Below are 12223 nucleotides of genomic sequence, written 5' to 3'. Positions count from 1 at the left end.
CTCCCAAACATCTTTATTCAGGCTAAAAAAGCTTAATTTCTTCTTTAGATTGCTTTATAATCCTATCCTGAAGGCTACCTCCTGCTCTAAAACTCTTACTTTTTAGCCTATTTGCATTCTCACTAACAAAAATTTTTGGATTTCTACTTTTTTAGCTTACCATTAAAAGGAAATTTACATTTTTTCTTTTTAAAATTGATGCAATGATGAAGTTTTTTAGGGTAAATCAGGTTGGACTAATTAATTAAAGAGGGATTTTAAATCTTCATTTCAAGCCTTCTCTTGAAGAAGAAAAAGATTAAGCATAAAAGAGTAGATATGTATGTTAATCGATAGGAAAAGGGCAAGCTGCTTTACTTTTAAGTTGACCTTTTAAAAAGAAGGACCAATCACTAAGGAGACTTTTAGCTTGCGGCGACTTCTTCTTGGGCAATAGTTTTTTTCTCTTCTTCAACATTATCTTTATGGGGCGGTCTTGAAGGAGGAGGGCTTTTATCTTTTTTCAGCAAAGCTTCTTTCTTTCTTCTTTCTCTTTGGCTTAACAGTTTTTCTTCGTCGTGTTGATCATCTATAGGACTAGTTTTTGCTTGTTGAAGGGCTTCTTCTGCTGTTTGGTCAGGAGGGACAGCTTCTGGCTGTTCTGGAGAAGAAGAGAAGTTTTTCTTCCACATCTCCTGAATTTGTTGAAGAGCAGCAGCCTTTCCCTCATATTTTTTGAGTTTAGCCTGTAATTCTTTATCTTGAGCCAAAGAGCCATGGTGTTGCAGCTGATAAAGGCGTTCTTTATAATAATCTAAAGAGATCGGCTTAGGTGCTCCTAGCTTGCTATATTTTTTTAATATTTCGTTAAGGCTACCAGAAGAGGTGGTGTTTAGAACAATAGCTTCTAATTTTCCTCGCGTCTCTTTTTTTGCTTGTCCTAGGCCTAAGTCAAGCGCATACTGGCCCAAGTGATTCAATTGATCATCATTAAAATGCTGCAGATATTTATGACGGCGCTCGTCAGTCTGCATATTACTAGGAAAGAAGACTGTAAACTTTAATTCTTTACCCCCTACCTGGAGGATTTTTATCGCACTTTTTCCGTCGGAAGATAAGTTAAAGCCTTGAAAAATCTTTTGTTGAGCTTCTGTGGGTGGCTGAATCATAAGTTTTGGGCTAGCTTGATGAATAGGATTAACCATAGAATCTCCACGAGTTAGAAATAAGCATCCAACCACTATTATACTTGTTTATAGAAATTAAGGATATAACTTTATTATGAATAGTCTTTTAAATATATAATATGGAATTATTTCTTTCTAAATAAGAGAAACGAATAAACTTTTTCCTGTTTATGCAAGCGATCACAGGATACCCCCAGCTTTAGAGAGGATTCTGTGGGCATCTGCAAGGTCAAAATATTTGCAAATAGCTTTTTTCTATTTCTTGCATGCTTTCTAATATGCATTATCTTCTTACTATCAAGAGCTTAAGTACATTCTCTCACGATGATTGCTGCCTGTTTATATATATCCGTAGCTGTTAGAAATCTTGAGACGTAAATGATCTAATTGCTTCTTTACTACAGCAGGGAGCATGCTAGTTCTTATCCTCTAAGCTATTAGCATTGCTCTTGAGAGGCTCAAAATTTACATTTTTTATTCATTGCTAGATGATTAGCGTATAACCCTGGTCACTGATAGGCTAGCTGTCTACCTTCATCATTTTCCCCCTAGCCTTTAATAAATTTTAAAGCCTCATTTTTCCTATAGTCCTTAGCAAAAAAAATAATTAGGAATTTAGATAGCGTAGCTAATATATAAGGACAGCAATCATGCTCTAGATAAGCTCTTAAAGGATAAGCTCTGTATACACCTCATCTCTCACTACTTAAAGGGCCAGATCCCATGATCTTCTAAGTATCCTTAGCCTACGGAGCTGCCCTAATTCGTTAGGAAGAGCGGCAAGCTTATTATCGTTTAAGAAAAGCTCCTCCAGCTGTGCTAATTGCCCTATCTCTGGAGGTAAAAAGGTTAAACCTCCTCCTTCTAATTGCAAGCTTTTGATAGCTCTGCCATACCGTTCAATCCAATCCTTAAAAAGCTCTCCTTTTTCTGCTAAAGATAAATGCTTGATCTCTTCTTGCTCTAAGTATTCCTCCCCACCAGGTAATTTTTCCCACATTAAGAGGCGATTAATATTTAACAGATAAGAGGTGTAATTAGCTGACGTGAGATATATATTTTCCTTAGAGGTATCTTTAAATTCTAAAGAGGAAAGCGATTTGGTTAAAATAAAGGCTTGCTTAAAGATTGCCTTTACCTTTTGCAGCGTAAGAAGCTCATGATCTAGCTCATAAATTCTATCTAAGATAAAAGCAGGCTTATTAACATTTCCTTGAGGAAAATGAATTTTAGCTATTTGCCTATAGAGAGAAGGCATGACTTCACTAGCCAGAAGATGGCGCCATTTTCTGCACACGTTAGATAAGGAAGGTGTGGCACAATATTTTAAAATGGAAGTTAGCACTTCATTAGGCAAGTGCTCAAGGGCAATATCAGTAGTAGCATGCATTTTATAGCCTTTATTAAGATTTAACTTAATTTCTTTATGATGAAAAGATATAAAAAAATAAAAAACAGGTAAGAGAATAATACAAATAGCTTTATAATTTTTAAATTATGATAAGAAGGTGTTTTGGAACTCTCGCTTTTTAATAAGGCGAAAATAAAATCAAACAAAGAAGGAGTATAATGTAGGGAAGCTATCCTGTGATTTAAAGTGATAGGGAGTGGAAAGAAATCAAGCATATTTTCTCTGTCTTCTATGAAAAAGGAGGCAGGTTCTATAAACGTTTCAAACGAGACATATTAGAGGCTATCCTTTATGTAAACCATACAGGATACCAATGGAGACATCTTCCCCATGATTATCCTCATTAAAAGGCCTTAAAAATAGTGCTAACGCTTCTTTTTTTGTTTTATAGTTTGGTTTATTGCTTTCAACTCCATAACTTACCTTCCTGTTAAACAAATGAAATAGCATGCTTTATTTTTTATTAACACCCTAGGAATTAGATGTGGACCAAAAAGGCGGGATAACCAGAAATAAAAAAGCCAGGCCTTAAGCTTATGGAGAGGTTAAAGCTCTATAACAGCTAAGGGAAGGCTCCTGCATCATCAATAAGTTCGATATTTTCAATGCCTTCTAGCTTACGTAGTTCATCAATTATTTCTATAAAATGAGCTTGAGAAGCAGCCTTGAACAATAAATGAAAAATTTCTTTATCTCCTACTTTTTCTATTTGTAGGCGGCTAGAATCATAACGTTTATTTAAAGTGATTAAAATCTCTTGCAGGGAAGCTAAGTGAATAGCACCATTTTTGGCACCAAACCGTAGACCTACAGCTCGATTTTTTTTGATAAATCTTTTTTCAAGCGGTTTTATTCCAGCAAGGATGATTAGAATGAGCAGGGTTGTACTAACTGCTGCCAAGTAAAGCCCTCCTCCAATAGCTAGACCGACTGCCGCCACCGCCCATAAGCTTGCTGCTGTTGTCAGACCGCGGATCACATTTTTTAAAAAAAGGATGGTGCCAGCTCCTAGAAAACCAATTCCGCTAACCACCTGGGCAGCTACACGTGAAGGATCTAAATTAATTAATCCTTCATGCACGACTTCATGAAAAGCGTACTGCGAGACAAGCATGATAAGAGTAGATCCTAAGCATACAAGCATATGTGTGCGTAGGCCAGCGACCCAGCTTAATCGTTCTCTTTCAAATCCGATTAAGCCACCCAGCAAGCCTGATAGCAAAAGTCTCAAAATCATTTCTTCTGCAGGTAAGGCTGGAAGCATAAATATCTACCTCTAGTATGTTTACATTCTTGGATTAAGGCTGATTGGATAATATTTTATCAATACTTTCAAGTATATTTTGATTTAAGCTTGTTTTTTTGCATAGTCCTAGGTGGAAAACTATATAGACTATCGAAAAAAGGTAAAAAAGGAATAAGATAGCTCTTGTCTATACAATTTTACTTGGGTAGAGCCTTAGCAGCTAAAATTAAGAAATAGAATAAAAAAGAAAAAATTGCTTGCAGGCGAAGTTTCTATAGTTAGTTGCCTGGCTGCCGTACTCCAGCTTGTTCTTTGAAGAATTTATCTTCAAGAGTTGCTAATAATTTTAATCTAGGCTAAATCCCATTAGTCTAGAAGGTAGGCTTTACGAAGCGAATTTGTTTTATGAACATGCAATCATGCAAGGCTTATCTACATGCCAGGTAAAATTAATCTTATGAATTATACCGCTTAGAAACTTGTGAAAAAAACGCCTAATCTTCTAGCAAGCTTTGTCTTCTCAGTAAATTTTTCTTATATAAGCTTTTTCTAATTGAAAGCTTAAAGCATTCATGTTTAGCAAATCTTAAACGATTAGCTTTCCAAAGTAGATACCAAGCTACAAAACTCTAGAAAGGTCTGTAGCTTAGTATCTCCTTAGAAAAAATTGTTGCTTAGCGCTTAATTTAAGGCTGAGGAGTACCCATCATCCCATATCCGGATACCATAGTAATAATAAAAAGAATAAGAAAAACGATGAATAAAACTTTGGCGATAGTAGCGGCTATGCCTTCAATACCTCTGAAACCCATTAAGCCTGCCACGATAGCAATAATCAAAAATGTTAATGACCAATATAACATATGTATATCCTCGCTGTTAGTTTTTATCATCCTAAGATGGTATATAAAAATTTTTTCAGTGTTTGTTTTAAGCATTTTCAAATGCGTAGGCCTTATTTAATATATTTCTAGGCTTTAATTTTTTTAAAGACTAAAAAATTAAAGCTTTTTACACGTTATCGAGAACTTCTTTGCTTGATGGCTATCTTGCAAAGGCTTAGAAATAATTTAATATCAAATAAACCCCCTTAAAAAACTTGGGGCTCAAATTCTGATTGAAGAGCCTTCTCTACAGGAGAGAAACTTTCATATCATGTGAGTCATTGAAGACAAAACTCTAGATTTAAGAAACCTTGGAAGGGGGCTATGAATGGTGCAAGCAATAAATGCTATCCTCCTTCGGACTATTTTAAAACTTTTTCCAGGTTAAGCTTGATGGAGATTGAAGCAGCCTCCTGCATTAGAATTTAATGCTTTAATAATAAAGCAAAGAATGGTTATAGAGCCGTCTCGTCTCTTAAAGAGCAGAGGAGATAAAGTTACCAGGGAGGCTTAAGTCTTAAGAGGAAAACTATCTATTTGTTTTCCTATCGGGAATCAACTATCATTAAATTTCGAAAACGATTTTTTAGATTGTCCACTCAGACAGTATCTTTCTACAGCCTAGGAAAAAATGACAGAATAATCCTAATTTTATAGCAAACGGTGTTTGAAAGAAAAGCATTGCTCTTAGCTTAATGTTTCTTTAAAGATAAGGAAAATTGTTAATCTCTAATGAGGTTTTGATCTATAGAGAGTTTTTTTGTCTCGTCCTCAATAATCAATAATTCCACCTGTATCTGGATGCATTTGGCAAGCTTGACTTTTAGCATATTGCCATAGTTGTGAGGTTCTTTACATTGCTAGATACTAAAATAGCTACTGATTTTGCTATGAATAATCCGGACCTCTAATGGGTGAGCCTCCATATCCATAGGATCTTAAATCAATTTTTTTCTTGTTTCATTACCCACTATCTCTTGCCCAGCAAATTTTTTTAGCTGCCTTATATTTAAAGTAAGTTTATGAAGATAACCTCTTCTTGACGAAATAAGAAAAAATCTTTAAAAATCCAATTTTAATTTTTTTGGTAATATTTTAGGAATTTAAATTGTTTTTCTTATTGGAAGGTAAGAGGTACTTAAAATGTCTTTTCTATAAAAAAAGCATTTCAGCAAATGAAGGAAAGAAAAGGAATCGATTGAGGAATCTATCTAGACAATTATCGAGGAGAGGTAAAGAAAAATAATTGCTAAACCTTTTTCTTTTCTGCCTTTTACAAGAAAATATGCATATGACCTTAACAACCCTTTATCTTTAAAGGACGACATTATTGTGCAAGATAAACCTAAAATGCCTCCTTTTAGATGATGTCTTTGAAGGGAGGTTGATAATATTTAAGCGCTGCTTATCCAAGCTATACAAGCTAAAAAAACGCTAGCCTTTATCTATAGCTTAGCGTGTAGAAAACTTGCTTAAGAAAAATAACTAAATGCTTTGCTAAGAAAAATAGAGATCGTTTTTTTAATTTTTCACTTGTAATAATTAAAAATAGTAATAAACAACCAATGAAGTTAAAGAATTTATATGCAAATCACTTCCTCATTAGGCCCTTTGCAACCTGTTTTTTATCAAGAACCCGCCCTAGAATCAGGAGGTCCTAGTAGCGATGTCTCTTTTTCACCTTTTATAGAGCCAAGCTGCACTGCCCCTTCTTTATCTCCTCGTGGCCCGCAAATATGGCCTCAAAAGCCTATAAGAAGTACACAGGAAGAAAAGCTTTTAAAGAAGCGTTTAATAAATTATTTGGGCCAAGAAAAAGATTTGCTAGGGGAAACCATCGCTCACCTTCATGCCGAGTCTTCTCTTTATACTGCCAAAGAAAGAAATAAGCTGGCTAAGCTTGTGCCTTCTCTTAAGTTACCTTGGTTTATAGTTACGGAAGAGCAGAGGAAGGAGATAATTGAACAGGGGATAAATGTGGCTTCCTACCCGCGTTTACAACCTTTTCATAGCCTCTTGGCTACTATTGCAGATACTATAGCTTCAATCATAACTTCCTCTTTTAAAGATAAGCTAAAAATTTTAGAGACCTATTATACTAACTTTATTGCTCAGCTCCTTGAGGCCTCTAGCTTAAGGGAGCGAGAGGCTTTGCTAGCCTTGAAAGTCCAAGTCTGTGGAGATTCTGTGGGCTTTCTCCTCCTTGACATAAATAAAGCTCTTGCTATGCTTTCTATGGATGATCTAGGACTGCCTTGCCGTACTAATACGCATGGTAGGCATGCAGTGGCTTCTTTAGGAGGTCTGCATTGTAAAGGTAATCCTAAAGCTGCAATTGTTTCTGATTATTTGAAACCTGCTTGGGAGTATGCTGCTACTTCTTTAACCCAAGCTTTTTCGCTAAAATCTTTAATTGCCGCTCCTACCTCTTTCCTTAAAATTTCAAGTATAAGGATTTTCAATTGGCACGCTTCACCAGATGAGGAGGCCAAACAGATTTTTAATGAGCAGCTATGGCGCGGTAAAACTTCTTTTCAGATCTTTAAAGAATACCCTCAGCTTAAAAAGAGATTATGTAAAGCTACTGGCTTTGAGTCTTATACAATGCAGGTGGGCTATACAATAGGTCATTCTGTTGAAAACGAACGTCCTCCAGCTATTTTGTTGGTGGATCTCATCAGCATTTTAGAAATATTTGATTTGTTATGCGATGAACGTTTACTAACTGTTGGAGAGCTGATTGAAAGCTGGCCTTATCTCTTAGAGGAAGTGCATAAGCCTTATTCATCTGCTCCTGAAAAGCTTTTCCATGCCTATAAAATGTGGATGGAACAGCTACCTGAGGAACTGCGCTTAAAAGAATTTTCTTGCATAGGAGATTTTAGCTTAAAATCTGATGAGCAAGGCTTAGATCTTTTTCGTAAAGATTTTTTAGAAAATAAAGAAGAAGATAATTTTTGGCAGCTTTTAGCCATCCTCAAGTTACATCCTAGACTAGCTGCAAATGCTTCTTTAGCTTCTTTAATTGAGCTACCTTTAGCTTTGCGTTGGATTGTTAAGCTTTTTCCTGAAAAATCTATAGAAGAGCTTTTTCGTCATATTCCCCTCTTATTACAAAAAATTGACAAAGAGGCTTTTAGCAGCTTAATCCTGGCCAGCCTCCTTATTCTGCCCAATGATGGCAAAGCAGATAACTATATTGTAGAACTTTTTTGGAAAGATCAAGAACTAGAGAGCTTAAAGCTTGTCTGCATTGATAATGATCAAGCTTTTGAGCCTGCGATTATTCCAGCAGAAAAAGGGCATGGAATCCATTTGAAATGCCTGCCTTTATTGCTGAAAGGATGCATGGACCAATCTGTTGCCCCCTCACTCAAGGAATTTCTAAAAAATTTAAACCCGCTCGATTTCTTGCTGGGCTGGATTAAGCTACTCGACCAAAGAAATCAACAATATAAAAAGCTTATTTTCCAAAAACAGCTAACTAACGAAGATTTTTTAGATGAAACAGCTGAAAAAAAGTTGGATATTCCCCTTTTATTGCCGAAGGGACTGTTGACTATATTTTTTAAAAAACTGCAGCTCGTGCAGGATAAACTTAAGCAAGATTTAGTCACTCACCACGATCTTTTTAAAGTTTTGGAACCGACCGCTTTTGCCTGCTATCAAGCTCTTATGCATAAACATGCCAATCCACTCGACGCATTGCTATCTCTGCACCATCAAAGCACAACTGTTGAAGCTCTGGTCGGCACTTCTCCTTTATCTTCCTCCAATGCTTTACCGTGCCTGATATCCTTTGAAGAAGAAGTAAGTGCTTTTTTATCCTCATTAGATTGGTTCGCCGGTATTCCTACCCAGCTTACTCCATTAAAAGCGATTGCTAATCTTTCGTTTTGCCCACCTTTGTCTCTTTCCTTAGCACAAAAGCAAAATTTGTTGTTTATAGCTATCGATCTGGGTAGGGCTTCTTTGGTTAAACTAGCTCTTCAGCTAGGAGCTGAAATCAATCAAGCCGATGAAGCAGGACAAACAGCTTTACATAAGCTTATGCGCATCTATCACTTACCTAACTTGGAAGAAGAGCAGATTTTCTTAATCGCAGAACTTTTGCTGGCACACGAAAAGCTTGATCCTAATGCTTTAGATGAACAGAGCTCTCCACCTATTTTTCCTTTGATCAATCGTGCCTCTTATGCATCTAGCCGCTTTAGTGTTTTATTAGCCAAGTTAGTTAAGAGGGGGGCGGATTTGGACTACCCAGATCTTCTTCGGCAGGGGGAGACGCCGTTAGAAAAAGCTATGGCTGAAGACAACCTCTCTCTATTCATTGAGCTAGCTAAAAATGGGGCTGGTGCTAAAGCTCATCCCTCTAAGATTTTAAAATTTGTTAATAAACATGCCCATTACCCTCATCTTGTGCAAGCTCTTTCCTGTCTTGAAGCTCAATTGCCAGCCTTTGCTTACCTACGTTCTCTTGCTGTCTTTACTACAAAAGCTACCGGCCAAGGATTTGAATGGGAAGGAGTCGATTCCGGCAAAGCACAGTTACATCCTCAAGTCGTGCAACAACTCCCTCTGGATGCAGGCTTAGAGTTTTACAAACTTCCTCGTACATATGGACGCAGTGCCGTTGTAGCCGTTAGCTATCTGCATCGTAAGCTTCATTTTAAGCCTTATCCTGAGATGGCAGGAATGGAGTATGCCGTAGGAAGGCTTCATCGCTTGATTATAGGACATGGTGTTCCGGAGGCTGAATTGTTCAAATGCTACAATATGCGTCGTAATCCTTATCCTCTGTTGGTTTCAGAAACAAGTGAAGGCAAGAATTTAGAGGATGTCTTAAAAGCAGGCAGCACTTTAACCCATTTAGATTTGCATCGCGTGCACAATATGATGCTCTTAGCTATGTTAGTTAATCCGGAGGATGGTAAACCGGATAACTACATCTTGCAATCCTTTACTAATCATCAAGGGGAAAAAAAAGACCAACTCGTAAGTATTGATAACGACCATGCTTTTCTTCCCTCTTTTTCCAAAGATGGAAAACTGAAAGTTAAATGCATCCTATTTTGCTTAAATCAAATGTATACCGCTCTTCATCCTGAAACGAGAAAGCTTTTTCTAAAAATTAAGCCCCTAGAGATCTTGCAAACTTGGCTAAAAAACCTAGATGAGCAGCAGCAGCGCTATGAGAGGCTCTTTAACGAAAAAGAGCGTGATTATGTCTATGCTTATAACAAGCAAAAACCTGTAATTTCTATTCTTTTGCCTCCAAAAACTATTGTTAGAATTTACCAAAAGCTTACATGTATGCAGCGTGCGATAGAAAGCAACGCCGTGTTGACTCCTCTAGAGCTTCTCTTCCGCTTAGATCCTTCGCTGGGAAAATATTATGCCCATCTTCTGCAGGATATAGCCGCTTCTCCCTATGAGCGCTTCTTGAAGGGGCCAGGGCATTTCTATGATAAAGCTCAGCAATGTTTAGTAACTAGTAGTACTACCAGCTCACTTTTAAAATCAAGCAATATACCCGCTAAAGATCTAGCTAGGCATGAAAAGCGCTATCTACCCCAAGAGGCTTTAAAAGAACTACAGATGCTGATCAGCCAAAGCAATTCTCGCCATCTTCAAGCGGTTGCTGCTGCTATAAAGAAAGGAAATATTGAACCTTTTCAAGATCTTTTAACGGATAGCTTACGTGAAGCTGCCCTAGCTTTCTTAAAAATTTCTAAACAAAAGCAAGAGCTAGCTTTGCTTAAAGCTATGGCTGCTTCTTCTTTCAGCAGTTTGTCGTTAAAAAATTGTAAATCTTTAGATGGATCTCTTTTGAAGCGTTTATTAGAAGCTTCTAAAGTTCTTACCAAGTTAGATGCTAGCCATTGTGATACCTTAAAATCTTTTTCTTTTGTAGAATTGCCTTGCTTAACTTCTCTTGATCTTTCTAATTGTAAGCGTCTTTCTAAGCTGGCTTTGAAAGCTCCCAACCTGCGTTTTCTTGCTTTAAAAAATAATGCGGCCTTAACCTCTCTACAGTTAGAAGCCCCTTCTTTAGAAGAGCTTGATTTAGAAGGATGCGTAAATCTTCCTACCCATCAGGTTGCATCGCTCCTCGAGACCTATCCAGGTCTTAAAAGTTTAGCGTTACCTCACCGCGATCCTTCCTTGCTAATGCGATACAATCTCCCTCCATCTTCTTTAGCGATTACCTTGCAAGTTAGAGCCTTGTTTGAGAATACTCTTCGCACTCTTCAGATTACCCAAGACCTTCTCTCAGAAGAGGAATGTAAAGCTTTAAAAGAGGGCCTTAGGCTAAATTCTTCGCTTCAAGAGGTAGACCTTTCCGGCTTTCCAATAGCTTATCCATTTGCTATGGCTTTAGCACAGGTCATAGAAAATAACCAGAGGCTCAATCGGCTGAGCTTCTGGGGTAATGAGATAAATTATTCTGCAGCGACCCCTTTAGCAAAAGCTCTAAAGGATACATCTTCAATTACCCATCTAAGACTCTATGATATACCGTTAGACTCTCAGAGTATCATGGCTTTTGCTGAGGGGATAAGAAACAATTCCTCCCTTGCCATTATTGAACTTAGTGATAATCAAATAAATGAAGAAGGAGCTAGCGTTTTTGCTAAAAGCTTAGAAAGAAATTTTTCGCTCACAGAGCTAAACTTTTCTAATAATCAACTGGCAGATAGAGGTGCTATTGCTATAGCTAAATCCCTAAAAAGCAAAGCCTCAATTACTAAGCTTGTTCTTGAAAATAATCGCATAAAGGATGAAGGTGCGCTTGCTTTATCTAAAGCCTTAAAATACAATTCTTCCCTCGTCGAACTTATTCTTAAGGTTAATTTGATAGGCAACAAAGGTGCTACTGCTTTAATTAACCTTGTGGAGAGCAATAGGTCGCTCACTCAGCTCGATATTTCGCATAATTTAGTGGAGGATGCGGAGATCATAAAATCTCTCACCTCCTTATTACTAAGGAATAAAGAAAATCGAATTTAAGTAAACCATTGTTTCATTAGTTATAAAATGTTTGAGATTTTTAGCTAGTAGCCAAAAGGCTAATTTCTTTGCCCGAAAGCTTAGAGAAAAGTCTTCTTTGGCAGATGGCTATAAGCTATTGGCTAGCCCCCAACTTTCTAGAAAGGACTTTCCTTAGAAATATATTTTTTCCCTGGCTCGTTTACTATTTTAATCGTACATCCTTTTCGTTGCAGAAGGTTATTGTTGATAAGATGCTTATCCTTTAGCTTCAGAACTCTTACTATCTAATTGGCTAAAAGGATGGTAGAGTAAGTCTTAAAAGATTGATGAGAAATAAAGCCCAGCCTAGCATAGTAGGGGCACTAAGGCCCCAATAGATTTAGGAAAGCTTCTAGCTGCTAATCATTGGTTTAAATGGGCGCAGGCGTAAATATAACCCGGAGAGGCTTAAGCGTTAGGAGCTGATCGTCAGATTACTTTTTCTCTTCGTTGGCGTTAAAGTAATTTGTCATAAGCAAGGAAA

General features: G+C 37.2%; 5 protein-coding genes and 1 pseudogene. 2 read left to right on the top strand and 4 right to left on the bottom strand.

The genetic code is table 11. The annotated features are described in order from the left end of the window. Window positions 1-404: 404 nt before the first annotated feature. Both NEOC65_RS07940 and NEOC65_RS07935 read right to left on the bottom strand, forming a co-directional pair. Window positions 405-1184 (bottom strand): hypothetical protein, encoded by a 780-nt coding sequence (locus NEOC65_RS07940; RefSeq protein ID WP_213152062.1) that lies wholly within the window; start codon window positions 1182-1184, stop codon window positions 405-407. 688 nt (window positions 1185-1872) lie between these two features. Beyond that, window positions 1873-2556, bottom strand: a complete 684-nt coding sequence (locus NEOC65_RS07935; RefSeq protein ID WP_213156198.1) for an F-box/LRR-repeat protein — start codon at window positions 2554-2556, stop codon at window positions 1873-1875. A gap of 218 nt (window positions 2557-2774) precedes the next feature. Between NEOC65_RS07935 and NEOC65_RS10055 the strand changes: the two are divergent. Next, window positions 2775-2924 (top strand): annotated as a pseudogene (locus NEOC65_RS10055) (transposase); the annotation flags it as partial. A 215-nt stretch (window positions 2925-3139) separates the two neighbouring features. Here NEOC65_RS10055 and NEOC65_RS07925 read toward each other — a convergent pair. Both NEOC65_RS07925 and NEOC65_RS07920 read right to left on the bottom strand, forming a co-directional pair. Beyond that, window positions 3140-3841 (bottom strand): MgtC/SapB family protein, encoded by a 702-nt coding sequence (locus tag NEOC65_RS07925; RefSeq protein WP_166154485.1) that lies wholly within the window; start codon window positions 3839-3841, stop codon window positions 3140-3142. A 668-nt stretch (window positions 3842-4509) separates the two neighbouring features. Continuing rightward, complete coding sequence (locus tag NEOC65_RS07920) at window positions 4510-4686, bottom strand: DUF1328 domain-containing protein (protein ID WP_079979973.1); 177 nt, start codon at window positions 4684-4686, stop codon at window positions 4510-4512. A gap of 1605 nt (window positions 4687-6291) precedes the next feature. Here NEOC65_RS07920 and NEOC65_RS07915 point away from each other — a divergent pair. Beyond that, window positions 6292-11718 (top strand): hypothetical protein, encoded by a 5427-nt coding sequence (locus tag NEOC65_RS07915; protein WP_213156197.1) that lies wholly within the window; start codon window positions 6292-6294, stop codon window positions 11716-11718. Window positions 11719-12223: the final 505 nt, after the last annotated feature.

Origin of the sequence: Neochlamydia sp. AcF65 (assembly GCF_018342435.1) — a bacterium.
Taxonomy (GTDB): Bacteria; Chlamydiota; Chlamydiia; order Chlamydiales; family Parachlamydiaceae; genus Neochlamydia.
This window is presented reverse-complemented; position numbering and strand designations above follow the sequence as displayed.

Bases quoted from the DNA above. Each gene is read 5' to 3' on its own strand.
- NEOC65_RS07940 (WP_213152062.1), bottom strand. From the start codon at position 1,184: ATGGTTAATCCTATTCATCAAGCTAGCCCAAAACTTATGATTCAGCCA.
- NEOC65_RS07935 (WP_213156198.1), bottom strand. From the start codon at position 2,556: ATGCATGCTACTACTGATATTGCCCTTGAGCACTTGCCTAATGAAGTG.
- NEOC65_RS07925 (WP_166154485.1), bottom strand. From the start codon at position 3,841: ATGCTTCCAGCCTTACCTGCAGAAGAAATGATTTTGAGACTTTTGCTA.
- NEOC65_RS07920 (WP_079979973.1), bottom strand. From the start codon at position 4,686: ATGTTATATTGGTCATTAACATTTTTGATTATTGCTATCGTGGCAGGC.
- NEOC65_RS07915 (WP_213156197.1), top strand. From the start codon at position 6,292: ATGCAAATCACTTCCTCATTAGGCCCTTTGCAACCTGTTTTTTATCAA.